A 26322-nucleotide genomic window follows, 5' to 3' on the forward strand; every position below is an offset into this window, starting at 1 on the left:
TCAGGCGAGTTGTTTCTGGCGAGTTCGGTCAGGAGAGCTGGAGCAGACCCCGCAGGAGGTCCCGGCTCTCGTCCGGCCCCGGGCTGTCCTGCTGGAGTTCCTTCAGCGCCGTCTCGTACTGGGTGACGTCCTCGCGCTTGTCCAGGTACAGCGCACTGGTGAGCTGCTCCACGTAGACGACGTCCGACAGGTCGGACTCGGGGAAGCTCAGGATCGTGAACGCGCCACTTTCGCCGGAGTGCCCGCCGAAGCCGAACGGCATGACCTGCAGCCGCACGTTGGGGCGTTCGGACATCTCGATCAGGTGCTGGAGCTGGCCCCGCATGACCGCGCGGTCGCCGTACGGGCGGCGCAGCGCGGCCTCGTCGAGGACGATGTGGAACTCGGGCGCGTTCTCGGCGACGAGGTGCTTCTGCCGCTCCAGGCGCAGCGCCACCCGCCGCTCGACGTCCGCCTCGCCGGCGCCCTTCATGCCGCGCCGGACGACCGCGCGCGCGTACTCCTCGGTCTGCAGCAGGCCGTGCACGAACTGCACCTCGTAGACACGGATCAGCGAGGCCGCGCCCTCCAGGCCCACATAGGTGGGGAACCAGCTGGGCAGCACGTCGGAGTAGCTGTGCCACCAGCCGGCGACATTGGCCTCCTTGGCCAGGGAGAGCAGGGAGGCGCGCTCCTGCTCGTCCGTGATGCCGTACAGCGTCAGCAGGTCCTCGACGTCCCTCGTCTTGAAGCTCACCCGGCCCAGCTCCATCCGGCTGATCTTCGATTCCGAGGCGCGGATCGAGTAGCCCGCCGCCTCGCGCGTGATCCCCCGTGTCTCACGCAGTCGCCTGAGTTGTGATCCGAGCAGCATGCGCCGCACCACCGATCCGGGCTCTCCCGCGCTCACGTTCGCCAGCCTCCCCAACCGTCTTCAGGGGCCGAAGTCTGCCACTAAAACACTCCGAGCAGTACTCGTCCGGTTACGGAAACGGAATCGAGCCAACGGAAGCGCGCAGGATCGTGCACCGACGGGGCGGAAAGTGGTCACCCGGTGAGATGAAGGGGCGGCGAAGATGACGGAAAAATTGACCAACAAGCGGTACGGGCAGGTCCATTTCGGTCACGTGCACGTGCATCTGCCCTTGCATCTGCGGTACGCATCCGAAACCATGGTCCCGCACCACCGCGCCGCATCGCTACGACCGCGAATTCCCGGGAGTGCCTCGCATGGGGACGAATGGATCGACCATGCTCGAGCCGTTACGGCAGGGCCTTCCACCACTCGACCCCGCGGCCGTGTCCAACGCCGCCTCCTGTGCCCTGCCACCCCGTTACGAAGCGGTGCGCGAGGCCCGGCGGTTCACCCGTAGGACACTCGACGGCTGGGACACGGGCGACCGTTTCGACGACGTGTGCCTGGTGGTCTCCGAACTCGTCACCAACGCCCTGCGGCACGCGCTGCCCGCGGACACCCCCCGGCACGCGGACCAGAACGGCCCCGTCCGGCTGCATCTGATGCGCTGGACGGAGCGGTTGGTGTGCGCGGTGCGCGACCCCAGCCACGACAGCCCGGTGGCCCGCGAGACGGACGACTTCTCGGCGGAGTCGGGCCGGGGCCTGTTCCTCGTCGACTCCTTCAGCGACAGCTGGGGCTGGCACCCGCTCGCCGGCACGCTCAACGGCAAGGTGGTCTGGGCGTTGTTCCGGCTGCAGCGTGGCGACGGACGACACAGCGGGTGAATCGGACGAACCGGCCCTGACCCGCGTGGAACCGCGCCGCAGCCGCGCCGCTTCACCGCGGCACGGCTGCGGCGCTACGCGTGTGAAGCGATCAGCTCGCGATCAGGTGGTCGAACTCGCCGTCCTTGACGCCCAGGAGCATGGCCTCGATCTCGGCGCGCGTGTAGACGAGCGCGGGCCCGTCGGGAAAGCGGGAGTTGCGCACCGCCACGCCGCCGTCGGGCAGCCGCGCGAATTCCACGCAGGAGCCCTGCGAGTTGCTGTGCCGGCTCTTCTGCCAGGCCACGTCGTGCAACTGTGTGGCGGCCATGCCGTTGTACACGCCGGACGCGTCGTCAACGTCGTACACGTCGTGGTCCACAGGTCGCTCCCCGGTGGTGCACTGGCTGATGTGGCCATTGATGCAGTGGTCAACTGATCCGGATCATAACCCTGTTCACGTGCGGATGCATGAGCAAATGCACGTGCACGCGCGGTGCTCCCTCGGTTACAGCTTTGACGACCGCTTTACCGAGCCCTGCCCTCTTTGACGCCCACTCCGAGGAACTCGTTCCCGCTTGTGCCCCGAGATTCGCCGAACATTCAACAACCGGGGTTCGCACGTCGCCCTGGTAGCTTGCGCTGTCTTGGGGCCGACCCGGCCGTCCGGCTACAGCTTGGAGCTTCCGGTGACGTGGGTGACTGCGGAGAGTACGACGAGCACGGCGAGCGTGACGAGTACGACTGCACGTGCAGCGGGCGGAGGCGGCCCGCGCCGCCGGGCGCGGCGGCCCTTCCGGGCGGCGGCCGTGACCGTGGGTCTGGTGGGTGCGCTGGCGCTGACCGCCTGCACCGACGACGGCGGCTCCGACGACGGCGCCGGCAAGGACGACACCTCCTCGGCCGCTCCCAGCGCGTCCGCGAGCGCGGACCCGGGCGGCGGCACCGGCGGGTCGCCGTCCGCCACCGCCAGTGAGATCGAGGGGAGTTGGCTGGCCACCACCGGTGGCGACGCCGTCGCGCTGATGGTGACCGGCGACAAGGCCGCCCTCTTCGCCACCGGCGGCACGGTGTGCAGCGGCACCGCCGGCGAGGACGCCGGCACCCGGACGATCCGCCTCACGTGCACCGACGGCAGCGAGGACCGGGCGACCGGGACGGTGGAGTCGGTCGACGGGACGTCGCTCACGGTGAAGTGGCAGGGCGCCCTCGGGACGGAGACGTACACGAAGTCCGAGGGCGGTTCGCTGCCCCCCGGCCTGCCGACGACCGGCCTCGGTTCCTGAACCGCACACCTGGAACCCACACCCTGAACCACACACCCTGACCCGCACACCCTGAACCGCACACCCGGAACCCACGGCCTGTCCCGGCGGCCAGCCCCTAGGGCAGCGGCCGTCGGTGCCCGACCCGGGCGCGGTCGGCCGCCCGGGTGCCCTCCGTCCAGCCCGCCGCGTCGCCCGCACCGCGCAGACGCGTCGTGGTCGTCTCGGGGAACATGCGCTCCAGGTGTTCGCCGACCGCGACCTCCCGGGAGGCCAGGACCGGCAGGAGGTCCACGTCGGCCGCCGTGCCGGTCTCGGCGGTGGCCGCCTCCGTCGCCGCCCGGAGCCGGGTGCCCGCGCGGTGGGCGTAGGCGGCGAGGAACGACTGACGGAAGGTCTTGGTCCGCTTGCGCCCGCCCGCACGCTGGGCGGCCTCCGCCTTGGTCATCGCGGCCTCGGCCTGCACCAGCAGCGAGGTGTAGAGCAGTTCGACCGCCTCCAGATCGGCCTCGAAGCCGACGACGGTGGAGAAGCCGAGGCATTCGTTCCACACGGCCCGGCAGTGGTTGGCGTCGGCCACCGCGTCCAACAGCACCGCCTTGGCCTGCTCGTACGGCGGCTCCACCCCGATCCGGCAGGCGCCCGGGGCGTCGGGCGAGGGCGCCTGGGCCGACAGCAGCGCCTCGTCGATGCTGTGCCGGGCCATCAGCTCCTGTGCCTTGGCGCTGAGCGCCTCCGCCTCCTCCGGATACCCGGTCGCCTCGGCCTTGGCGAGCAACGCGCGGATGCGGGCGAGGGCGCGGGACTCCGGCCGGCCCTCCCGGCGGGACGCCTCACCCGACCCACCCGGCGCCCCCTGCTCCAGGGGTTCCAGCGCGGGCAGGCGCAGCAGCAGGCGGTACAGCTCGAGTACGGCGGTGGCGTGCGAGAAGCGGTCCGTGCGCGGCGGCGCCTGGTCCGGCACGTCGGCGAGCTGCGCGGACCAGCGGGGGCCGCGCGGGCGGTCGTGCGGGGCCTGGGAACGGATGAGCGCCGCAACCAGCCGTACGTGGACGTCGTCCAGCTCGCGCCGCACGATGCGGACGAGGTCGGCGGGCTGCCAGCCACGCCGCCAGGCCGTGGCCACGAACTCCTCGCCGCGCCGGGTCAGTTCCGCGTCCGCCCCCGGGTCGGCCGCGAGCAGCGAGGCGGCGGTGTCGAGGGCGTGGTCTGCGGCGTCGTACAGGGCGGTCTCGAAGGCACGGTCGACGGTGCTGGGCTTGCTCACCCGGCGATGGTGCCACGCTCCCCCGGTCCGTCTCACTCCGCGGAATTCGGCCGGGGCCGCGCCATCCGCCGTCGAGCATGGCACGCATGGTGGACATGAGTCTCTACGCGGCGTTCCTGGTCGCCGCCTTCGCGCTGTGCATCACGCCCGGCCCCGACATGATGTTCATCGTGGCGGTGGGCGGGCGGGGTGGCCCCACGGCGGGTGTGATGGCCGCGTTCGGGGTGGCCTGCGCGATGCTGGTGCACGCGGTCGCCGCGGCGCTCGGTCTTTCGGCCCTCTTCACGACGCTGCCGACGCTGTACCACGTACTGCGCTGGGCGGGCGCCGCCTATCTGCTCTACCTGGCGGTGAAGGCCTTCCGGGACCGGTCGGTGCCGGGCGAGGACGACGCGGCGCCCCGGGGCACGGGAATGCGGCGCGCCTTCTGGCAGGGCGCGATCACCAACCTGCTCAATCCCAAGGTGATCCTCTTCAACGTGGCGTTCCTGCCGCAGTTCGTCGACCCCTCGCTCGGGCACGTCCCCGGGCAGTTGCTGCTGCTCGGCGGCACGCTCGTGGTGATGGGCTTCCTGTGGGACGGCTGCGTCGGGCTGCTGGCCGGCCGGCTGGCGAGTCTCCTCAGGCGCAGCGCCCGGGTGAACCGCTGGTTGAACATCGTCTCCGGAACGGTGTTCACGGGGCTGGCGGTGCGGCTGGTGGTGGCTTCGCCGAAGTAGCCGTACGGGCTGCCCGCCACGGGGGTGTCAACCGACAGTTGACACCCCCGAGAGCGCAACCTACGGTTGACACATGACGACGAATCCGAGCACCACGTCATCCGGCATCACGTCATCCGTACGTCTCGACGAACTCATCACCGCGATCAAGAAGGTGCACGCGGAGCCGCTCGAACAGCTCCAGGACGCCGTCATCGCCGGCGAGCACCTCGGCGAGGTGGCCGACCACCTCATCGGACACTTCGTGGACCAGGCCCGGCGTTCGGGAGCCTCCTGGACGGACATCGGCAAGAGCATGGGCGTCACCCGGCAGGCGGCGCAGAAACGCTTCGTGCCCAAGGAGTCGGCCGACCTGGACGCGAGCCAGGGCTTCAGCCGCTACACGCCCCGCGCGCGCGAAGCCGTGATGGCCGCCCACAACGCGGCCAAGACCGCCGGAAACGCCGAGGGCCTGCCCGAGCACCTCGTCCTCGGCCTGCTCACTCAACGGGAGAGCCTCTCCGCCAAGGCGATCGCCGCGCAGGGCGTGACCCTCGACGCGGTCCGCGAAGCGGCGACCGCGGCGCTCCCGCCCGCCGCCGCGGAGGTTCCCGAGCTGGTGCCCTACGGCCCGGCGGCCAAGAAGGTCCTCGAACTCACCTTCCGCGAGGCCCTGCGCCTCGGCCACAACTACATCGGCACCGAGCACCTCCTGCTCGCCCTGCTGGAGCACGAGCACGGTGAGGGCGTACTCAGCGGGCTCGGCCTCGACAAGGAGGCCACCGAGCGCTACGTCACCGAGGTGCTGGCGGAGTTCATCACGGTCACCGAGAAGACCGGGGAGACGGAAGCCGGCCAGGAGGAGCGCTGAGGCGCTGAGGCCGGGCCTGCGCAGGGCATGAGGGTCGGCCCGAGGCCGGGTCACGGCGGGGCCGTTGTCAGACCCTCCTGCGACACTCGCGACATGGCCGACCGGTGGGCACTCGCGGTGGCCGAGGACGGCGGCGCGGAGGTCGCCCCCCTCGGCCCCGACGGGCTGCCCGCCGGACCGGTGCGGCGGGAGACCGGCGTCGCCGAGGCCGTGCGGAGCAGGCCGGACGTCGCGCGCTGGGTGTGGCGGTCCACCGCCGAGATCGCCCCGCGCCTGCTCGCCGCGGGGGTGCGAGTGGCGCGGTGCTACGACGTGGAGGCCGCCGAGACCCTCCTGCTCGGCCACGAGGGGCGGTACGGGGAGCCACGCTCCGCCGCCGCGGCCCTGGCCCGGCTGCGCGGCGACGCCGTACCGCCCGATCCGCCGCAGCGCTCCGCCGAGCCCGGCGCGCAGTCCCCGCTCTTCGAGCCCCAGGCCGCCCACCTCCCCCTGGCCGACCTGCTCGCCGTCTACGCCGAGCAGCAGCGCCGGCACGACCGGTCCGCGCACCCCGACCGGATGCGGCTGCTGACGGCCGCCGAGTCGGCGGGGATGCTGGTCGCCGCCGAGATGAACCGCGCCGGGCTGCCCTGGCGTGCCGACGTCCACCGCGAGGTGCTGCACGACCTGCTCGGCGAGCGGTATGCGGGCGGGGGCGAGCCACGCCGCCTGGCCGAGCTGGCCGAGGAGGTGTCCGCGGCGTTCGGCCGCCGGGTCCGGCCCGATCTGCCCGCGGACGTGGTCAAGGCGTTCGCACAGGCCGGGATCAAGGTCGGCTCCACCCGCCGGTGGGAGCTGGAGTCGGTCGACCACCCGGCCGTGAAGCCGCTGATCGAGTACAAGAAGCTGTACCGGATCTGGGTCGCCCACGGCTGGTCCTGGCTCCAGGACTGGGTGCGCGAGGGCCGCTTCCGCCCCGAGTTCCTGGCCGGCGGCACCGTCACCGGACGCTGGGTGACCAACGGCGGGGGCGGGCTGCAGATCCCCAAGGTCATCCGGCGGGCCGTCGTCGCGGACCCGGGCTGGGTGCTGGTCGTCGCCGACGCCGACCAGATGGAGCCGCGCGTGCTCGCGGCGATCTCCCGGGACCCCGGGCTGATGGAGGTGGCCGGCCGGGAGACCGACCTCTACCAGTCGGTGTCCGACCGCGCCTTCTCCGGCGACCGCGCCCAGGCCAAGCTCGCCGTGCTCGGCGCGGTCTACGGCCAGACCTCCGGTGACGGCCTGAAGAACCTCGCCGCGCTCAGACGCAGATTCCCCCGGGCGGTGGCGTACGTCGACGACGCGGCCCGCGCCGGCGAGGAGGGGCGGCTCGTACGGACCTGGCTGGGGCGCACCTGCCCGCCCGCGGCCGGGGCGGCCGACGGCGCCGAGGAGGCGGGCCTGCCCCAGGACGACCCCGCCGGCGCCCCGGGCCCGCAGGAGTGGGTGCCCGGGTACGCCTCCACCAACGCCCGCGCGCGGGGCCGTTTCGCCCGCAACTTCGTCGTCCAGGGCAGCGCCGCCGACTGGGCCCTGCTGCTGCTCGCCGCGCTGCGGCAGGCGTGCGCGGACAAGGCGGCGGAGCTGGTCTTCTTCCAGCACGACGAGGTGATCGTGCACTGCCCGCGGGAGGAGGCCGGCACCGTCGTCGCCGCGATCCGGGAGGCGGCGGAGCTGGCGGGCCTGCTGACGTTCGGCCGGACGCCGGTGCGGTTCCCGTTCACCACGGCGGTGGTGGAGTGCTACGCGGACGCCAAGTGAGCGACCGGGCCCAAGGGCCCAGGCCACCAGGGGTCTAGGCCAGATCGGCCGGCCGTACGCGCAGCTTGGCGGCGATGCGGGCGAGCGCCTTCTGGTCGGCGGCGGTGAGCGGATCGAGCACGAGCTGCCGCACCGAGCGCACATGGGTGGGCGCGGCGGCGACGACCACGTCGTAGCCGGCGTCCGTGAGGGCGGCGAGGGTGTACCGGCCGTCGTCGGGGTCGGGCGAACGCTCCACCCAGCCCCGCTGCTCGAACCGCTTGACGACGTTGGACAGGCGCGAGAGGGAGCCACTGGCCAGGTAGGCCAGTTCGCTCATCCGCAGGCGGCGCTCCGGGGCCTCGGAGATGTGGCTGAGGGCCAGGTACTCGAAGAGAGTCAGCCCGGCCTCCTGCTGCAACGGCGACTCCAGCTTTCCCGGCAGCAGCAGGACCAGCGAGACCAGCCCGGTCCACGCCTCCTTCTCGTCCGCGGTCAGCCACAGCGCGTCACCGGAGGTCTCGTCACCGGGGTTCGGGTTCGCGGGATTGGCCATGACGGCACCCTACCGAACGGTTTTGACTTCACGCGTGAAGTGAAATCACGTAAGGTCGACTTCAAGCGTGAAGTTACTTCCAAGGAGGATCATGCCCAGGCCGGAGTTCTTCGCCACGCCCGGATACGGCGCGACACAGCTCGCCACCATGCACTACCACCAGGCAGTCCGAGTCGGCGACCGCATCGAGACCTCAGGACAAGGAGGCTGGGACGACGACTGGAACTTCCCCGACTCCCTCGAGGACGAGATCGTCCAGGCCTTCGAGAACGTCGAGCGGACCCTCGCCGAGGCCGGCGCCACCTGGCGCGACGTCGTCGCCGTGGACTCCTACCACGTCCCGGCCGCCGCCGACTCCATCGGAGAGGACCACAACCGCGTCATGGTGGACCAGTTCCGCAAGCGCATGGGTGATCGCGCACCCATCTGGACCGAGCTCGGCGTCCCGGCCCTCGGCGCTCCAGGGATGCGCGTCGAAATCCGCGTCACCGCGATCACCGGCGACGGCGCCTGACCGGGTCACGACTGAAGGCCAGGTCACGAGATCCGCGACCTGGCCTTCATATGGAGCCGCCTTCGGGATTCGAACCCGAGACCTACGCATTACGAGTTGTCCGACCTCGCTCCGACACCATCCACAGGCGTCCGTCACGGGGCCAGTCCCCCTGCTCACCGGTCGTCTCAGACGACAGTGGACAGGAGCAAACCACCGTGGAGTAGGCAGTAACTGAGACTGGAACTGAGACCGTCACTTCCCCACGACCAGGTAGGACCCGGCCCTCACTTCGGTCCGTGAGCCCTCGCCTTACAAGTTCGTTCCCCACCCGGCCCAGCGCGGTGCCACCTCGTGCACCGGTGCCGCACGCGGCCGCTGGTTGTCGCCGCCGTCCGCCAGGCCATGTCACTGGTAGATGCCAGTGGTACAGCCCGGGGTGAGCTGCAGTCGCTGTCGTGTGTCTTCCGTAGCGTCAGGGCTGCCCGTGGCCTTGTCGCGCCTGTGCTGTAGGGGCAGTTGCCTGGTTTCATGTGGTGTGCTGCGAGGGACGAGCACGAGACAGACTTCGGTGGGAGGATGGGACCCAGCGATTCGTCTGAGGGGGCGTCACTTGAATCGGACTGCGCGATGGCTGCTGTTGGCTGTCGGTTCGTTGGTGGTATTCGGGCTGTGCGTGTGGCTGGGGGATGCGTTACTTCCGTGGGATCGGCCTGAGCGGATCGGCGCGGGAGCGGGCGCGGGGGCAGTGCTCGCCGCGGTATTGGTGGCTTGGGGATCGTCTGTGATCGGCTCCAATCCTCCGTCTCCGCCCCGAGGGGGGAGCAGGAACACCGCGTCGGGTGAGCGGTCGGTGGCCACGGGGGACAACTCGGGGATCATCGTGACCGGGGACAACGGCAACATCCAGCGGTGAACGCCAAGCCCACGCCCTCGTCCATCTCCGGCATCCGGGCCGCGTCCGCGAGCAACAATCCGGGGGTGATAGCCACCGGAAATGACGCCCGGATCGAGCAGCGCACCCTTGTGCTGCCGCCGGACGCCATACAGCCGGCGCTCGACGGCGCAACCATCGAGAAACTGAACAACCTGCCTGCCTACGGCAGCGCGGTGTTCGAGGGCCGAGACAAGGAGCTGCAGGTCCTGGCTGCCGTCCCTTCGACAGGCACGGGAGTGGTGGCGCAGAGCGTGCGCGGTTTGGGCGGGGTGGGCAAGTCCACGCTGGTGCTCCACCACGCGCGGGCGTTCCTCACCACCGGCGGCGGTCCGGTGTGGTGGATCGACGCGGAGACCGAAGCGGGCATCGTGGCAGGGCTGGCGGGATTGGCCACCGCCCTTAACCCGGTACACGCAGCCCTGCCGTTGGAGGAAGCCGCGGAATGGGCACTGCTATGGCTGCAGGGTCGTGCGGGCTGGCTGGTGGTACTGGACAACGCCGAGGACCCCGCAGACCTGGCCCCTTACCTCGGTCGACTGACCACCGGCCAAGTCGTGATCACTACCAGGCGAGACCTGCCCTGGCGCAATTTCGGCGCGCCCCTGTGTCTAGACACCCTCACTCCGGACGCCGCTATGGCAGTTCTGGAGGGCATCACCGGCCGCCCCCGAGCCGACGACACCGCATTCGAGGAACTGGCCGAGGAACTGGGTTGCCTGCCTCTTGCCCTGCAGCAGGCCGGCGCCTATCTGGCACAGACCCGCACCTCTGCCAGCAATTACCTGACCGAACTCCGTCAAGACCCGGCCGACATCCTCTCCACCACACCCCCCGGCGACACCCAGCAGCGCACTGTCTTGCAGGTTTGGAGCGTCACCCTCAAAGCAGTGGAAGTAGCCGACCCGCACGCGGTGCATCTGCTGCGCATCCTGGCCCACATGGGCTCGGACCCCCTTTTGCGCAGCGTCCTGGACACTGCCCTGCCCACCCGCCGGGCCGTTGATCACGCCTTAGGCGTACTGGCCGCCTACAGCATGATCACTTTGACGGACTCGACCGTCACCACCCACCGCCTTGTCCAAAGCGTCATCCGCATCACCACACCACCGGCCCCCGCAGCACCCACCCGCCGCCAGCGTCTCGTCCACCGACTGCTTAGGCGTCCTCTCTCCGCATCTTCTGCACCGTTGACCACCGCCCTGGCCCTCCTGCTGGACGCCATGCCGCCAGACAGTCCTGCAGAGGTGAAAGGATGGCCCATCTGGGACAGTCTCCTCCCCCACTTCCAGGCAGTGATGGCTTATCACTCTGACGGCAGCAGGGATTTTGGGCTGGCTACAGCCTTGGGAGAGACCTCCGTCTATCTCCGAAGCCGCGGCCAGGCACCCTTGACACTGCCGCTGGAAGAGCGGGCGCTGGCGATCACCGAAGCGACGCTGGGACCAGACCACCCCGCCACCGCACTACGGCTGAACAACCTCGCCGCCACGCTCTCAGCGCTGGGCCGGCATGGTGAGGCGCTGCCGCTGGAGGAACGGGCGCTGGCGATCACCGAAGCGGCACTGGGACCAGACCACCCCACCACCGCACTACGGCTGAACAACCTCGCTGGGACGCTCTCCGAGCTGGGCCGGCATGGTGAGGCGCTGCCGCTGAAGGAGCGGGCGCTGACAATCACCGAAGCGGCACTGGGACCAGACCACCCCACCACCGCAGTACGGCTGGGCAACCTCGCCGCCACGCTCTCCGAGCTGGGCCGGCGTGACGAGTCGCTGGCGCTGAAGGAGCGGGCGCTGGCGATCAGCGAAGCGGCACTGGGACCAGACCACCCCGATACCGCACTACGACTGGGCAACCTCGCCGTCACGCTCTCCGAGCTGGGCCGACACGGTGAGGCGCTGCCGCTGGAAGAGCGGGCGCTGACAATCATCGAAGCGGCGCTGGGACCAGACCACCCCACCACCGCGGTGCCGCTGGGCAACCTCGCCGCCACGCTCTCCGAGCTGGGTCGGCATGGTGAGTCGCTGGCGCTGAAGGAGCGGGCGCTGGCGATCAGCGAAGCGACGCTGGGACCAGACCACCCCGATACCGCACTACGGCTGGGCAACCTCGCCGGGGCGCTCTCCGACCTAGGTCAGCATAGTGAGGCGCTGCCGCTGGAGGAACGGGCGCTGGCGATCACCGAAGCGACGCTGGGACCAGACCACCCCGATACCGCACTACGACTGGACAACCTCGCCGCAACGCTCTCCGACCTAGGTCAGCATAGTGAGGCGCTGCCGCTGGAAGAGCGGGCACTGACAATCACCGAAACAGCACTGGGACCAGACCACCCCGATACCGCACTACGGCTGAACAACCTCGCCGCAACGCTCTCAGCGCTGGGCCGACACGGTGAGGCGCTGCCGCTGAAGGAACAGGCGCTGACAATCACCGAAGCGGCACTGGGACCAGACCACCCCGATACCGCACTACGACTGGGCAACCTCGCCGCAACACTCTTCGACCTGGGCCGACACGGTGAGGCGCTGCCGCTGGAAGAGCAGGCACTGACAATCACCGAAACAGCACTGGGACCAGACCACCCCACCACCGCACTACGACTGAACAACCTCGCCGCAACGCTCTCAGCGCTGGGCCGGGATGATGAGGCGCTGCCGCTGGAGGAACGGGCACTGACAATCACCGAAACAGCACTGGGACCAGACCACCCCACCACCGCAGTGCGGCTGGGCAATCTTGCTCAAACACTCTCAGCGCTGGGCCGACACGGTGAGGCGCTGCCGCTGAAGGAACAGGCGCTGACAATCACCGAAGCGGCACTGGGACCAGACCACCCCGATACCGCACTACGACTGGGCAACCTCGCCGCAACACTCTTCGACCTGGGCCGACACGGTGAGGCGCTGCCGCTGGAAGAGCAGGCACTGACAATCACCGAAGCGGCACTGGGACCAGACCACCCCACCACCGCACTACGGCTGAACAACCTCGCCGCAACGCTCTCAGCGCTGGGCCGGGATGATGAGGCGCTGCCGCTGGAGGAACGGGCGCTGACAATCACCGAAACAGCACTGGGACCAGACCACCCCACCACCGCACCGCGGGCCGCTATTCGCCGCCGGTTGGGGCAGGGAAGCAATGATGAAGAACCATAAGGGCTGGTCCACGAGCAAGCATCGCCGGTGCACTACAGGCTAGCCCTCTGGCGTGGGCGCAGCCGACCGCCCCAGCCACGACTTACCCCTTACTGGCATCAGGCGGTTTTGCTGAGCGCGAGGCAGGGGCCTCGGGATGGAGCAGGGCGAAGGAAGGAGCCCAGGTCCGGCCGGGGGCCGGGCCTGCGAGGTGAGCGGAGCAATCCACCTTGATCGAGTAGAGAGAGTGCACCGCGCTGGGCACTCTCAGACACTCACTGCGTTGGCGTTCCGTCAAGCAAGAGATTCGTGATGGCCTCAGTCGAGCAGTGGCCTACCGCGCCAGGGCAGGCCGCGACATACGAGGCGAAGGCTTCCACGTCCCAAACGCCGGCAGACAATAGGCCAGAGGCTAGAGAACGCACGTAGGCGGCGAAAGGGCTAACCCACGAGACGTCATCCATGCCCCAGGGGACGGTGAAGGTCAGAACGGGCATGTCGTCAACCTGCCCAGCGCACACGAGCGTTTCGTAGCGGCCCTTGCCCAACACGGCACGCCCCTGCGACAGCACATCGACCAAATGAAGGTCCGTGCCAGGCTCCCTGTACACCTCCTGAGCCGCAATATCGGCAAACTGTTGGGCAGTCACCAGGTGTGCCCTGGCGAGTACGCGTCCGTCTGCGTGTGGGTCGTAGAAGACCCTACCGCCTCCCCACACAGGGGATTCGGTTGCGAAGTACATCGCGCCCGTCAGCTCGACAGGGATGGACCGAGTCGGCATAGCCCGGTCGGGGCACCCTGGGTACTCCCTCGCTGCCCCTGGCGGCCTGGCCGAGAACGTCGCCACGCTCGTAGACCCGCCGAGCATTGACGAGACCGAGGCCAACCCCTTCACCAAGGAGGAGGCGAAGGCTTTCCTCGAAGCTGCGGCGCGGCGGCCTACCTTCATGCGGTGGATCGTCGGTGTCGGCATGGGGTTCCGACAGGGCGAGACGCTTGGGCTGCGCTGGTCGTACGTCGACCCGGAAGCGGAGCTGTTCCGCCCCGAGTGGCAGCTTCAGCGGCTCACGTGGCGGCACGGCTGCGCTGACCCACACGCCTGTGGGGGGCGCCTGCATCGTTTCGAGCCGTGCCCACCAGACTGCACCACCCACAAGGGGTACAAGCGTGGCTGTCCGAAGCCGTGCGCAAAGACCTGCACCAAGCACGCGAGTGCCTGCCCGGAGCGTGAAGACGGTGGACTCGCCTTCACCCGACCCAAGACCAAGAAGAGCCGGAACGCCGTGCCGATCCCGCCCGTCTTCGTTCCCTTCTTGCTCGACCACAAGGCCCAGCAAGAAGCAACACGGGAAGCCGCCGGGGAGCCGTGGCAGGAGCACGATGTCGTGTTCGCGCGGCCGGACGGCCGGCCGCTGGACCCGCGCGTCGACTACGAGGAGTTCAAGGAACTACTCAAGGAGGCCGAGATCGAGGACCGCCGCCTGTACGACGGGAGCCGCCACACCGCCGGCACGATCCTGAACGAGCTGGGCGTCGACATGCCCACGATCATGGAGATCCTGCGGCACACGCAGATCAGTCAGACCCGGCGGTACGTCAAGGGACGGTCCCACCTGTCCAAGGACGCCATGCGGCGGATGAGTTCTTCGTGCCGCCGCCGACGGCTATGTCGGACCCGATTCCGGGCCCCACTGAGACCAGAAGTGAGACCGCCGACACCCGTGCGCGCCCGGCGCCGTTGCCGCATCCGCTGAACTAAAAAGCCCAGCTCAGGCGCTGCCTGGGCTGGGCTTCGAGTGGAGCCGCCTTCGGGATTCGAACCCGAGACCTACGCATTACGAGTGCGTTGCTCTGGCCATCTGAGCTAAGGCGGCGCGCTGTGCACCCATGGTGCGATCAGCAACGTCGGTAAGTCTACACAGTTTCCGGGGGTGCTTCGTACCCGCCCCGGAGGCCGGGACTCCGGTGCTCCGGGGCGGGGCGGGCGGGGCCGGTCACGAGCAGCGCTTGCCGTCCGTCGGCGGGGTGCCGCGCAGCAGGTAGGTGTTGATCGCGGAGTCGATGCAGGCGCTGCCGCGGCCGTAGGCGGTGTGGCCGTCGCCCTCGTAGGTGAGGAGGCGGCCGGAGGAGAGCTGGCCGGCCATGGACTCGGCCCAGCGGTACGGGGTGGCCGGGTCGCGGGTGGTGCCGACCACGACGATCGGGGTGGCGCCGGCGGCCTCGATGCGGTGCGGCTCGCCCGTGGGCCGCACCGGCCAGTACCCGCAGTTCAGGGAGGCCCAGGCAAGGCCCTCTCCGAAGACGGGGGACGCCTTCTCGAATGCGGGGAGGGCGTCGCGCACCTCGTCCGGGGAGGAGAAGGCCGCGGGGAGGTCGAGGCAGTTCACCGCGGCGTTGGCGAACATCAGGTTGCTGTAGCTGCCGTCGGCCTCGCGCTCGTAGTAGCTGTCGGACAGGGCCAGCAGTCCGGCGCCGTCGTCCTTCCGCATCGCCGCGGTCAGCGACTCGCGCAGCTGCGGCCAGGCACCTTCGTCGTACATCGCCGCGATCACGCCGGTGGTGGCGAGGGACTCGGTGAGCCTGCGGCCGTCGGCGTCACCGGCGGGAATGGGCTTGGCGTCCAGGTCCTCGAAGAACGCCTTGAGATTCTTGCCGACCTGGGCGGGAGAGGTGCCCCGGTCACCCAGGGGACACCAGGGCTGCTGCACGCAGTCCTTCGCAAAGGACCGGAACGCCGTCTCGAAGCCCGCCGTCTGCTCCAGGTTCAGCCGGCGGGCGGGCAGCGCCGGGTCCAGGGCGCCGTCCAGGACCAGGCGTCCCGCCCGGTCCGGGAACAGGCCGGCGTACGTCGCCCCGAGGAACGTGCCGTACGAGGCGCCCACGTAGTTCAGCTTCTTGTCGCCCAGCACCTCCCGCAGGATGTCCATGTCCCGGGCCGCCTCCACGGTCGAGACGTGACGCAACAGCTTGGGCGCGTCCGCTCCGCACCCCTCGGCGAAGTTCTTGAAGGCGTCGACCAGCACGTCCGTCTCGCGCTGGTCGTCCGGGGTGACGTCCGTCTTCGTGTACGCGTCCATCTCGCGGCCGTCGAGGCACTCCACGGGCTCACTGCGGGCCACGCCCCGCGGGTCGACCGCCACCATGTCGTACTGGGCGCGGACATCCGCCGGGTAGCCGATGCCCGCGTACTGCTGGAGGTAGCCGATCGCCGAGGCGCCGGGGCCGCCCGGGTTCACCAGCAACGACCCCAGCCGCTTGCCCGGGCCGGTGGCCTTCTTGCGGGCCACGGCGAGCCTGATGTCCCCGTCGGCCAGTTTCTCGTAGTTCAGCGGAGCCTTCATGGTGGCGCACTGAAAGCCGGGGACACCGCAGTCGCGCCAGCTCAGCTTCTGCTCGTAGTACGGCGTCAGCGCGGAGGGCGCGCCTTCGGGTAGCGCGGCCAGGATCGTCTTCGCAGCCTCCATCGACCCGGCGGCCTGCGCCCCCTCCGTCGCCGAACCGGCGGACGTCGACGCGTCCCCGGCCGAGCAGGCGGTGGCGAGCAGTGCGGCGGCGAGGAGCGTGGCTCCCGCGCGGATCCTGCCGATGCGTGTCCTACGGTGAGTGCGCCTTGTGTGCATCCCGCGAGCGTAACTCTCCGCAATCACTGAGGTGCTTTGCGTGGCCGACGTGCCTCGTACGAGTTACGCCGTCCACCGCATCCGGCCCTCCCGGACCGCCTGCCCGGCGGCAGGGCGACAGGGCGGCAAGGCGGGCTCAGCCCGATCTGAGCGCCATGGTCATCGCCTCCACCGCCAGCAGCGGCGGCACATTGCGGTCGAGGGCGTCCCCACAGGCGGCGATCGCCTCGATGCGGCGGAGCGTGGACTCCGGTGAGCTGCCACGGGCCAGACGCTCCAGGGAGTCCTCGGCATCGGTGTTGGCGATCGCCACCCGGGAGCCGAGCTGGAGCGCGAGAACGTCGCGGTAGAAGGCGGTGAGCTCGGACAGGGCCAGGTCCAGGCTGTCCCGCTGCGTTCGCTTCCTGCGGCGCTTCTGGTCGTCCTCCAGGTCCTTCATCACGCCCGCCGTGCCCCGCGGCAGCCGGCCGCCCTGGGCCGCGCCCAGCGCCGCCTTCAGTTCCTCGGTCTCCTTGGCGTCCCGCTCCTCGGCGAGTTCCTTGGCGTCGGCCGCCGCCGCGTCGACCAGCTCCTGTGCCGCCTTGAGCGCGCCCCCCACGTCGTCCACCCGCAACGGCAGCTTGAGCACGGCGGCCCGGCGCTCGCGCGCGGCGGGATCGGTGGCCAGGCGGCGGGCCCGCTCGACGTGGCCCTGGGTGGCACGGGCCGCCGCTGCGGCGACGTCCGGCTCGATGCCCTCGCGCCGGACGAGCATGTCGGCGACGGCCTCCACCGACGGCGTACGCAGGTTCAGGTGGCGGCAGCGGGAGCGGATGGTGGGCAGGACGTCCTCGATGGACGGGGCGCACAGCAGCCACACCGTGCGGGCCGCGGGCTCCTCCACGGCCTTGAGGACGGCGTTGGCGGATCTCTCGTTCAGCCGCTCGGCGTCCTCGACGAGGATGATCTGCCAGCGGCCGTTCGCCGGCGAGGTGAACGACTTGCGGACGGTGTCGCGCATGTCCCCGACGCGGATCTCCGCGCCCACGGCGGCCACCGTGCTGACGTCCGCGTGGGTGCCGACGAGCGCCGTGTGGCAGCCGTCGCAGAAGCCGCAGCCGGGGACGCCGCCGAGTGCGCGGTCGGGGCTCACGCACTGGAGCGCGGCGGCGAAGGCCCGTGCCGTCTGCGTCACCCCCGCGCCGGGCGGCCCGGTGAACAGCCAGGCGTGCGTCATGCTCGACGCCTCGGGGAGCGGTCCGTCGGCCGCGGCGGCGGTGACGAAGGCGTCGGCGTCCCGCGCGGCGGTGGCGAGCCGCTCGCTCACGCTCTCCTGCCCGACGAGGTCGTCCCACACGGTCATGGGTCACGCCGCCCTTCCGTCACACTCCGCCGCACTCTGCGCCGCGCCCTCCATTGTGGAGGGCGCCACTGACAACGGGCGCCGGCCCGGGGGGACGGGCCCGCGGGAGCCGGGCGCGTGTCGGAGCCGGTCAGCGCCGGCCCCGGCCCCTCCCCGGGCGCCCTCCGTCGTCGTCACGGCCGCCGTCTCCCTCGCCGACTCGCCCGGTGCCTCCGTCGCTGTCCCGGCCGTCGTCACGCGGTCCGAGCAGCTCGTCCGCGAGCGTCGGCAGGTCGTCCAGCGGCGTCTCCTCGGCCCAGTCGGAGCGTCGCCTGCGGGGCGCCGCCTGCTTGGGGTCGATCTGGGGCAGCTCGCGCGTGCGGTCCTCCGCCTCGTCGGACCGGACGGGCCGGGCGGCCGGTTCCTCCTTGCGGAAGTAGTCCGCGGGGACCCGATCGGCGGGGTCCTCCCCGCGTACGGGCGGCAGCACGGCCGTCTCGTCGGCGGCTCCCGGTGTCACGGGCGGCAGTACCGCCGTCTCGTCGGCCGCCCCGGGATCCACCGCGGGCAGGACCGCCGTCTCGTCCGCCGCGCCCGGCGGGACCGGCGGCTTCGGAAGCTCCGCCGTCACCTCCGACTCGGACGGGGCGGGCGCACCGGACGTCGCCTCTCCCACAGCCTCGGCGTCGGTGCCGGAGTCGGCGTCGTCCCGCACCGGCCGCAGCACCGTCGTGTCCTCCACCGAACCGCCGGGGGCGTGCGTCGGAGTCACGATCGGTGTCGGCACGGTCACCGCGTCCGAGGGGGCCTCATCGGCCGGTGCCGGCCGGGGAGCGTCCGCCGCGGGAGGTGCCGTCGGCCTGGGGCCGGCCGCGGCGGCGGCCGCCGCCTGCTCCGCCGCCCGGCGTGCCTCCTCGGCCCGCATCAGGGCCTCCTCGGCCTTGCGCTGCTTCTCCAGACGCCGGGCCTCGGCCTCGGCGCGCAGGCGTTCCTCTTCCGCCGCCTGCTTGCGACGCCGTTCCTCCTCGGCCCGGCGACGGGCCTCCTCCTCGGCCCGGGCCTTCTCCTCGGCGAGGAGCCGTGCCCGCTCCTCCTCGGCCTTCCGGCGTGCTTCCTCGGCCCGCTGCCGGGCCTCCTCCGCCTGCCGCTCGGCCTCGCGCCGCTGCGCCTCCTCCAGCTCGCGGCGCTTGCGCTCCTCCTCCTCGGCGCGCAGCCGCTCCAGCTGCTCGAGGCGCTCACGCTCCAGGCGCTCCTCCTCGGCCTTGCGCGCGGCCTCCTCCTCCGCCTTGCGGCGTGCTTCCTCCTCGGCCTTGCGCCGCGCCTCCTCCTGGGCCTTGATCTCGGCCTCGGACAGCGGCAGCACCCGGTCGAGCCGGTGGCGTACGACGGTGGTGACGGCCTCGGGCTCCTGGCCCGCGTCCACCACGAGGTAGCGCCCGGGGTCGGCCGCGGCCAGGGCGAGGAAACCGGAGCGCACGCGCGCGTGGAACTCGGCGGGCTCGGACTCCAGCCGGTCGGGCGCCTCGGTGAACCGCTCGCGCGCGGCCTCCGGCGAGACGTCCAGCAGGACGGTCAGGTGCGGTACGAGCCCGTTGGTCGCCCAGCGGTTGATGCGGGCGATCTCGGTCGGCGACAGGTCGCGCCCCGCGCCCTGGTAGGCCACGGAGGAGTCGATGTAGCGGTCGGAGATGACCACGGCCCCGCGCTCCAGCGCGGGCCGGACCACCGTGTCGACGTGCTCCGCGCGGTCGGCGGCGTACAGCAGCGCCTCCGCGCGGTGCGACAGCCCGGCACTGGAGACGTCCAGCAGGATGGACCGCAGCCGCTTGCCCACCGGAGTCGCCCCGGGCTCGCGGGTGAGCACGACCTCGTGTCCCTTGCCGCGGATCCACTCGGCGAGGGCCTCGGCCTGGGTGGACTTCCCGGCGCCGTCACCGCCTTCCAGGGCGATGAAGAAACCGTTCACCGCCGGGGTCGGCACCGGGTCGTCGCCGCCGAGCAGCGCGTCCCGCAGGTCGTGCCGCAGCGGCACGCCGGAACGGTCGTCGACCTTGGCCAGCACCAGCGCGGCCACCGGCAGCAGCAGCGCGCCGACCAGCATCAGGACGAACGCTGCGCCGCCGTGCGCGAAGACGAACTTGCCGCTCTCCAGCCGGTGCGGCCCGATCGCCGCCGCCACCACGGGCGCGACCACCACGCCGAGCGCCACGTAGACCCGGACGACCGCGTGCAGGTGCTCGGTCGTCCGTGCCCGGCGGTGGTCCTCGGTCTCCTGGTCGAGCAGCGCGTGCCCGGTGTTCGCGGTCACACCGGCGCCGACACCGGCCAGTGCGAGGAGCAGCAGCACGGTGGTGTCGTCCGGGACGAGCCCGGCGGCCAGCAGGGCGACGCCGGCGAAGGCGATGGCCAGCGCCAGCAGCCGTCGGCGCGACAGGGACGGCAGCAGGGCGCCGGCGGTGCGGATGCCGACGACGACACCGCCGGTCAGCGCGCCGACCATCAGCCCGTACAGCACCGGCCCGCCGCCCAGGTCCTTGGCGTGCAGCACCGCCACGGCGACCGCGGCGGCCACCACCGCGGCGACCGCCGCGCAGGCGAACACCAGCAGGGGCAGGGCGCCGGTGCGGCCCTTGTCGACGCCCGAGCCGCTCTTGGGGCGGCGCATGCCCTCCAGCGGCGACCGCGCGCGCGGGGTGCGGACGCCGGGCAGCTCCAGGAAGGTCATCACGGAGAGCGAGGCGGCGAACAGCCCGGCCGCCACGTACGAACCGAGTGCCGCCTGGTGCTCGGCGAACCATGCGACGCCGGCGCCCAGCAGGTTGTTCAGCAGCCCCGCGACGACCAGCACGGCCCCGGCGAGCGGAATCGCCACGAAGCCCGTCCGCAGGGACAGGCGGCGCAGCGCGTCCATGTGGTCCGGCAGCGGCCGTACCGTCGCGCCCTCCAGGGGCGGGGCCGGCAGCAGCGCGGGGGCCGCGCTCTCCCGGCACACCGTCCAGAAGCGCTCGGCGACGCCGGTGACGAAGACGGTCACCAGGAGGACGGCGAGCGCGTCGTCCGGCGTCCAGTCGATCCACAGCGGTGCGACGATCAGCAGCGCGGCCCGCAGACCATCGGCGCCGACCATGGTCCAGCGGCGGTCGAGCGGGCCGTCCTGCGAGGTGAGTGTGGTGAGCGGACCGAGCAGTACGGCGCCGAAGAGCAGCGTCGCCAGGATGCGTACGCCGAAAACGGTCGCCACTGCGAACGCCACTCCGCGGTAACCACCGCCGAAGGAGCCCGCGCCGATCGCGGCCTGGACGGCGAGGAGGACCAGCACCAGGAGGGCGAGGATGTCGCCGACACCCCCCACGAGCTGTGCGCTCCACAACCGCCTCAGCTGCGGACGGCGCAGCAGGGCGCGGACGGCGCGCTCGCGGGAGTCCGCGACCAGGGCGTCGTCCGGGGCGGGGTGAGGGGCCGTTGGCTGCTCGGCTCGCGTCATGCGTTCAGCCTATCGGTCGTCGCCGACAGTCCGGCCGGTCCGGCCGAACGCACGCACGCCCCGACACCGAAATGATGCCGGGGCGTTCGTTTCGCGAAGACAGACGCGAAGACAGGACGGAGGAGGCCTCAGTCCTCCGACGCGGTCGCCTTCTTGGCCGCCGTCCTGGTGGCCGTCTTCTTCGCCGCGGTCTTGGCCGTGGTCTTCTTCGCGGCCGTCGTCTTCGCGGCCGTCGTCTTCTTGGCCGCGGTCTTCTTCGCCGTCGCCTTCTTGGCCGGGGCCTTCTTCGCGGGGGTCTTCTTCGCCGTCTTCTTGGCCGGACCCTTGGCGCGCTTCTCGGCGAGCAGCTCGTAGCCGCGCTCCGGCGTGATCTCCTCGACGCTGTCGCCGGAGCGCAGGGTCGCGTTGGTCTCGCCGTCGGTGACGTACGGGCCGAAGCGGCCGTCCTTGACGACGACCGGCTTCTCGCTGACCGGGTCGGTGCCCAGCTCCTTCAGCGGCGGCTTGGCCGCGGCCCGGCCACGCTGCTTGGGCTGGGCGTAGATCGCCAGCGCCTCCTCCAGCGTGATCGTGAAGAGCTGCTCCTCGGACGTCAGGGACCGCGAGTCCGTGCCCTTCTTCAGGTACGGGCCGTAGCGGCCGTTCTGCGCGGTGATCTCCACGCCCTCGGCGTCGGTGCCGACGACACGCGGCAGCGACATGAGCTTCAGGGCGTCGTCCAGGGTGACCGTGTCCAGCGCCATCGACTTGAACAGCGAGGCCGTCCGCGGCTTCACGGCGTTCTTGCCGGTCTTCGGGGTGCCCTCGGGGAGCACCTCGGTGACGTAGGGGCCGTAGCGGCCGTCCTTGGCGACGATGGTGTGGCCGGTGGCCGGGTCGGTGCCCAGCTCGAAGTCGCCGCTCGGCTTGGCGAGCAGCTCCTCCGCCAGCTCGACGGAGAGCTCGTCCGGCGCCAGGTCCTCGGGGACGTCGGCACGCTGGTGGTTCTCGGCGTCCTTCTCACCGCGCTCGACGTACGGGCCGTAGCGCCCGACGCGCAGCACGATGTCGTTGCCGACGGGGAAGGACGACACTTCGCGCGCGTCGATCGCGCCGAGGTCGGTCACCAGCTCCTTGAGGCCGCCGAGGTGGTCCCCGTCGCCGTTGCCCGCGTCGGCGGCGCCGCCGCGTCCGGCATCCCCGCCCTCACCGAAGTAGAAGCGCCGCAGCCACGGCACCGCCTGCGCCTCACCGCGGGCGATGGCGTCGAGGTCGTCCTCCATCTTGGCGGTGAAGTCGTAGTCGACGAGCCGCCCGAAGTGCTTCTCCAGGAGGTTGACCACGGCGAAGGACAGGAAGGACGGGACGAGCGCCGTGCCCTTCTTGAACACGTAGCCACGGTCCAGGATGGTGCCGATGATCGACGCGTACGTCGACGGGCGGCCGATCTCGCGCTCTTCCAGTTCCTTGACCAGCGACGCCTCGGTGTAGCGGGCCGGGGGCTTGGTGGCGTGGCCGTCGACCGTGATCTCGTCGGCGGTCAGCGCGTCGCCCTCGGCGACCTGCGGCAGCCGGCGCTCGCGGTCGTCCAGCTCGGCGTTCGGGTCGTCGGCGCCCTCGACGTAGGCCTTGAGGAAGCCGTGGAAGGTGATCGTCTTGCCGGAGGCGCTGAACTCGACGTCCCGGCCGTCGGCGGCGGCGCCGCCGATCTTGACGGTGACGCTGTTGCCGGTGGCGTCCTTCATCTGGGAGGCGACGGTCCGCTTCCAGATGAGCTCGTACAGCTTGAACTGGTCGCCGGTCAGTCCGGTCTCGGCGGGCGTGCGGAAGCGGTCGCCGGAGGGACGGATCGCCTCGTGCGCCTCCTGAGCGTTCTTGACCTTGCCGGCGTACGTCCGCGGCTGCGCGGGCAGGTAGTCGGCGCCGTACAGCTGCGTGACCTGGGCGCGGGCGGCGGCGACCGCCGTGTCGCTCAGCGTCGTCGAGTCCGTACGCATGTAGGTGATGTAGCCGTTCTCGTACAGCTTCTGGGCGACCTGCATCGTCGACTTGGCGCCGAAGCCGAGCTTGCGGCTCGCCTCCTGCTGCAACGTCGTCGTACGGAACGGGGCGTACGGCGAGCGGCGGTACGGCTTGGACTCGACGGAGCGGACCGCGAACCGCGTGTTCTCCAGGGCGGCGGCGAGCGCGCGGGCGTTCGCCTCGTCGAGGTGGAGGGTGTTCGCGCTCTTCAGCTGCCCCAGGGAGTCGAAGTCACGGCCCTGGGCGACGCGCCGGCCGTCGACCGTCTGGAGGCGGGCCACCAGCGACGACGGGTCGGAGGCGTCCCCCGCGCGGCCGGTCGCGAAGGTGCCCGTCAGGTCCCAGTACTCGGCGGAGCGGAACGCCATGCGCTCGCGTTCCCGCTCGACCACGAGCCGGGTCGCGACGGACTGGACACGGCCGGCCGACAGGCGCGGCATGACCTTCTTCCACAGGACCGGCGAGACCTCGTAGCCGTAGAGACGGTCGAGGATGCGGCGGGTCTCCTGGGCGTCGACGAGCTTCTGGTTGAGCTGGCGGGGGTTGGCGACGGCGGCCCGGATCGCGTCCTTGGTGATCTCGTGGAACACCATGCGCTTGACCGGGATCTTCGGCTTGAGGACTTCCTGCAGGTGCCAGGCGATGGCCTCGCCCTCGCGGTCCTCATCGGTGGCGAGGAAGAGCTCGTCGGAGTCCTTCATCAGGTCCTTGAGCTTCTTGACCTGCGCCTTCTTGTCGGCGTTGACCACATAGATCGGCTGGAAGTCGTGTTCGACGTCCACACCGAGGCGGCGGACCTCGCCGGTGTACTTCTCCGGCACCTCCGCGGCGCCGTTGGGAAGGTCGCGAATGTGCCCGACGCTCGCCTCGACGACGTAGCCAGGGCCGAGATAGCCCTTGATCGTCTTCGCCTTGGCAGGCGACTCGACGATGACGAGTCGGCGGCCGCCGTTCGCGGTCTCGCTGGTCGGGGACAACTTCGCTCTTCTCTCCGGTCGACGCTGGGGCCTCCCCAGGCGGTGGTCCCGGGGTCGGGTGGGTCTGCTTTTCGGTCGTGACGCTGCGGAGTGTGACGGTACCTCCCGCCCCCGTGTCAAACGGGAAAAGCCCGCAACGGCCACTCGAACGGTAACCCGACGAACCCTGTTCCTGCCGCCCGGAGTGTTGATCGGCCCTGAGACGCGTATCCGGAGCGCAACCTCCCGATTACCTGGACGGAGGTGCGGCCCCCGTCCGGAACCGGCCGCTCACACGCGGGTCAGGCACCACGCCCCGAGGGCGAGCGCGACCAGCGCGGCGACACTCGCGACAGCCGCCGATGCGACAGGGCTCACACCGTGCGCGACGGGTCGGCCGTGCCGGACCCTGGTCGTGGTCCACACCAGCAGCCCGGCCCCGAACAGGGCGAACACCATTCCCGCGAAGATCGCCGGCCCGCTCTCCATGGCCCCCGTGCCCCTCTCTGCAGCCTGCGCGTGTCCAGCCTCCGGGAGGCTGGCACGCGCGGGCGGCGGGCGGGCGAACCCGAGGTGAACGGGGGACCGACGGCTCCTGCGCACGGGGTTCGCCTCCCCGTGACGACGACCACGGAGCGCCTGCACAGGGCGCGTACACCGGGCGCGTGCACATGGCGCGATTCCTCTGGCGGCGAAACCGAGAAACCGTCGGCCGCCGACGCGCCGCTACGCCGGTTCGAGGAACCCCTGCTCCACCAGCAGGCGGATCTGCGCGGGCGTACGGTCGCGCAGGGCCACCGGATCCTCGCCCACCAGCTGGGCGATGGCATCCAGGATGCGGCCGGCGCTCATGGTGCCGTCGCAGACGCCCGCGAAACCGGCGCCGACGGTGTCGACCCGGGTGGCCCGGCGCATGCCGCGGTTCTGGCGCAGGACGACGTGCTCCGGGTCCTCGGCGCCGGGCAGCCCGACCTGCTCCTGCACGACCTCGGGGGCCAGCAGGAAGTGTGCTTCGAGCAGGGCCGCGTCGTCGTGCGCGCGCAGGTAGTCGACGCGGTCGAAGTGCGCCCGCACCGTCTCGCCGAGCGGCTGCTCGATCGGGTGCGGCCATTCCTCGGCCGTGATCGAGGGCTCGGCGGCCGCGGTCCTGCGCAGCGTGATCCATCCGAAGCCCACGGCACGGACCTTGCGCGCCTCGAACTCGTCCAGCCACGCGTCGTACCGCGCCTGGTACTCGGCCGCGTCACCACGGTGGTCACCCGCGTCCCTGAGCCACAGCTCGGCGTACTGCGTGACGTCCTGCACCTCGCGCTGCACGATCCAGGCGTCGCAGCCGCGCGGCACCCAGGAGCGCAGCCGGTCCGTCCAGTCCTCCCCCTCCACGTGCTGCCAGTTGGCGAGGAAGTGCGCGAACCCGCCCTCGTTCAGGCGCTCCCCCGTCTGCTGAACGAGCGAGCGGCACAGATCGTCCCCGCCCATCCCGCCGTCGCGGTAGGTGAGGCGGGCCCCCGGAGAGATGACGAACGGCGGGTTGGACACGATCAGGTCGTACGTCTCGTCGTCGTCGATCGGCGCGTAGAGCGAGCCCTCGCGCAGATCGGCCGGCCGGGCCCCGGACAGGGCGAGGGTGAGCGCGGCGGTGTGCAGCGCGCGCGGGTTGACGTCGGTCGCCGTCACGCGCGTGGCGTGCACGGCGGCGTGCAGCGCCTGGATGCCGGAGCCGGTACCGAGGTCGAGGGCGGCGGAGACGGGCGTACGGACGGTGAGCCCGGCCAGCGTCATGGAGGCGCCGCCGACGCCGAGGACGACGCCCTCGGCGCGGTTGCCGATCCCTCCGGCGCCACCGACCGCGCAGCCCAGGTCGGAGACGATGAACCAGTCCTCGCCGTCGGGCCCGCCGTAGGGCCGTACGTCCACGGTGGCCGCCACCTCGTCGTCGCCCACGCGGACGAGCCACCCGCCGTCCAGGCAGGCGTCGACGGGCAGGACGTCCTCCACGCGCGCGTGGAGGACGGGTTGCTGGAGCAGGAACAGCCGGACCAGAAGCTCCAGCGGCGTGTCGCCGCGGGTGGCCCGGAGCGCGGGCACGGTCTCGCTGCGCGACAGCGCCGCGTAGGCGGGGGCGCCGAGCAGCTCCAGCAGTCCGTCGGCGGTGAAGGAGGCCCCGAGCAGGGCGTCCCGCAGCCGGGCGGTGACGTCGGGGCGGTCGGCGGAGGGCAGGGGGGACAGGCTGGCGTTACTCACACCCCCATT

General features: G+C 71.3%; 18 protein-coding genes, 1 tRNA gene and 1 pseudogene. 8 read left to right on the top strand and 12 right to left on the bottom strand.

Going from position 1 to position 26322, the window contains the following annotated elements:
• Positions 1-28: 28 nt before the first annotated feature.
• Entirely contained in the window at positions 29-853 is an 825-nt protein-coding gene (locus ACIGO6_RS13070; protein WP_399875837.1) for a helix-turn-helix domain-containing protein, read from the bottom strand.
• Between the two features lie 377 nt (positions 854-1230).
• Between ACIGO6_RS13070 and ACIGO6_RS13075 the strand changes: the two genes are divergently transcribed.
• The gene (locus tag ACIGO6_RS13075; RefSeq protein ID WP_399875041.1) at positions 1231-1722 is read left to right on the top strand and encodes an ATP-binding protein; all 492 of its coding nucleotides are present in this window, start codon (positions 1231-1233) and stop codon (positions 1720-1722) included.
• A 91-nt stretch (positions 1723-1813) separates the two neighbouring features.
• Here the strand turns inward: ACIGO6_RS13075 and ACIGO6_RS13080 are convergent, their stop codons facing one another.
• The gene (locus tag ACIGO6_RS13080) at positions 1814-2083 is read right to left on the bottom strand and encodes a DUF397 domain-containing protein (protein ID WP_077799099.1); all 270 of its coding nucleotides are present in this window, start codon (positions 2081-2083) and stop codon (positions 1814-1816) included.
• A 349-nt stretch (positions 2084-2432) separates the two neighbouring features.
• Here ACIGO6_RS13080 and ACIGO6_RS13085 point away from each other — a divergent pair, with 349 nt between their 5' ends.
• Positions 2433-2987 carry a hypothetical protein gene (locus tag ACIGO6_RS13085; RefSeq protein ID WP_399875043.1) on the top strand — a complete coding sequence of 185 codons (555 nt, stop codon included), beginning with the start codon at positions 2433-2435 and terminating at the stop codon, positions 2985-2987.
• Between the two features lie 97 nt (positions 2988-3084).
• Here ACIGO6_RS13085 and ACIGO6_RS13090 read toward each other — a convergent pair whose 3' ends face one another.
• Entirely contained in the window at positions 3085-4233 is a 1149-nt protein-coding gene (locus ACIGO6_RS13090) for a DUF2786 domain-containing protein (RefSeq protein WP_399875045.1), read from the bottom strand.
• A gap of 86 nt (positions 4234-4319) precedes the next feature.
• Here ACIGO6_RS13090 and ACIGO6_RS13095 point away from each other — a divergent pair, with 86 nt between their 5' ends.
• The 3 genes from ACIGO6_RS13095 (at position 4320) to ACIGO6_RS13105 (ending at position 7584) form a co-directional block, all read left to right on the top strand.
• Positions 4320-4952 carry a LysE family translocator gene (locus tag ACIGO6_RS13095; RefSeq protein ID WP_399875046.1) on the top strand — a complete coding sequence of 211 codons (633 nt, stop codon included), beginning with the start codon at positions 4320-4322 and terminating at the stop codon, positions 4950-4952.
• A gap of 73 nt (positions 4953-5025) precedes the next feature.
• Positions 5026-5802, top strand: coding sequence for a Clp protease N-terminal domain-containing protein (locus ACIGO6_RS13100; protein ID WP_399875048.1), 777 nt, complete (start codon positions 5026-5028; stop codon positions 5800-5802).
• Between the two features lie 93 nt (positions 5803-5895).
• Positions 5896-7584 (top strand): bifunctional 3'-5' exonuclease/DNA polymerase, encoded by a 1689-nt coding sequence (locus ACIGO6_RS13105; RefSeq protein WP_399875050.1) that lies wholly within the window; start codon positions 5896-5898, stop codon positions 7582-7584.
• 34 nt (positions 7585-7618) lie between these two features.
• Here the strand turns inward: ACIGO6_RS13105 and ACIGO6_RS13110 are convergent, their stop codons facing one another.
• On the bottom strand, positions 7619-8119 hold the full coding sequence (locus tag ACIGO6_RS13110) for a MarR family winged helix-turn-helix transcriptional regulator (RefSeq protein WP_399875051.1): 501 nt from the start codon (positions 8117-8119) through the stop codon (positions 7619-7621).
• A 91-nt stretch (positions 8120-8210) separates the two neighbouring features.
• Between ACIGO6_RS13110 and ACIGO6_RS13115 the strand changes: the two genes are divergently transcribed.
• Both ACIGO6_RS13115 and ACIGO6_RS13120 read left to right on the top strand, forming a co-directional pair.
• Positions 8211-8633, top strand: coding sequence for a Rid family hydrolase (locus ACIGO6_RS13115; RefSeq protein ID WP_399875053.1), 423 nt, complete (start codon positions 8211-8213; stop codon positions 8631-8633).
• Between the two features lie 891 nt (positions 8634-9524).
• On the top strand, positions 9525-12707 hold the full coding sequence (locus ACIGO6_RS13120; protein ID WP_399875054.1) for a tetratricopeptide repeat protein: 3183 nt from the start codon (positions 9525-9527) through the stop codon (positions 12705-12707).
• A gap of 254 nt (positions 12708-12961) precedes the next feature.
• Here ACIGO6_RS13120 and ACIGO6_RS13125 read toward each other — a convergent pair whose 3' ends face one another.
• Complete coding sequence (locus tag ACIGO6_RS13125; RefSeq protein WP_399875055.1) at positions 12962-13336, bottom strand: hypothetical protein; 375 nt, start codon at positions 13334-13336, stop codon at positions 12962-12964.
• Positions 13337-13514: 178 nt separating this feature from the next.
• Here ACIGO6_RS13125 and ACIGO6_RS13130 point away from each other — a divergent pair.
• Positions 13515-14446, top strand: a pseudogene (locus ACIGO6_RS13130) (tyrosine-type recombinase/integrase); the annotation flags it as partial.
• Positions 14447-14484: 38 nt separating this feature from the next.
• Here ACIGO6_RS13130 and ACIGO6_RS13135 read toward each other — a convergent pair.
• From ACIGO6_RS13135 to ACIGO6_RS13165, 7 genes are all read right to left on the bottom strand, one after another.
• Positions 14485-14561, bottom strand: a tRNA-Thr gene (locus ACIGO6_RS13135).
• 120 nt (positions 14562-14681) lie between these two features.
• Positions 14682-16307, bottom strand: a complete 1626-nt coding sequence (locus ACIGO6_RS13140) for an alpha/beta hydrolase (protein ID WP_399875056.1) — start codon at positions 16305-16307, stop codon at positions 14682-14684.
• 136 nt (positions 16308-16443) lie between these two features.
• Positions 16444-17649: a DNA polymerase III subunit delta' gene (locus ACIGO6_RS13145; RefSeq protein WP_399875057.1), complete on the bottom strand. Its 1206-nt coding sequence runs from the start codon at positions 17647-17649 to the stop codon at positions 16444-16446.
• A 130-nt stretch (positions 17650-17779) separates the two neighbouring features.
• The gene (gene tmk, locus ACIGO6_RS13150) at positions 17780-21112 is read right to left on the bottom strand and encodes a dTMP kinase (RefSeq protein ID WP_399875058.1); all 3333 of its coding nucleotides are present in this window, start codon (positions 21110-21112) and stop codon (positions 17780-17782) included.
• 128 nt (positions 21113-21240) lie between these two features.
• A complete protein-coding gene (gene topA / locus ACIGO6_RS13155; protein ID WP_399875059.1) occupies positions 21241-24090 on the bottom strand; it encodes a type I DNA topoisomerase in 2850 nt (949 codons plus the stop codon).
• Positions 24091-24360: 270 nt separating this feature from the next.
• Positions 24361-24558, bottom strand: a complete 198-nt coding sequence (locus ACIGO6_RS13160) for a hypothetical protein (protein WP_399875061.1) — start codon at positions 24556-24558, stop codon at positions 24361-24363.
• 237 nt (positions 24559-24795) lie between these two features.
• Positions 24796-26313 carry a methyltransferase gene (locus ACIGO6_RS13165; protein WP_399875062.1) on the bottom strand — a complete coding sequence of 506 codons (1518 nt, stop codon included), beginning with the start codon at positions 26311-26313 and terminating at the stop codon, positions 24796-24798.
• Positions 26314-26322: the final 9 nt, after the last annotated feature.

This window comes from Streptomyces sp. NPDC053750 (assembly GCF_044544295.1).
Classification (GTDB): domain Bacteria; phylum Actinomycetota; class Actinomycetes; order Streptomycetales; family Streptomycetaceae; genus Streptomyces.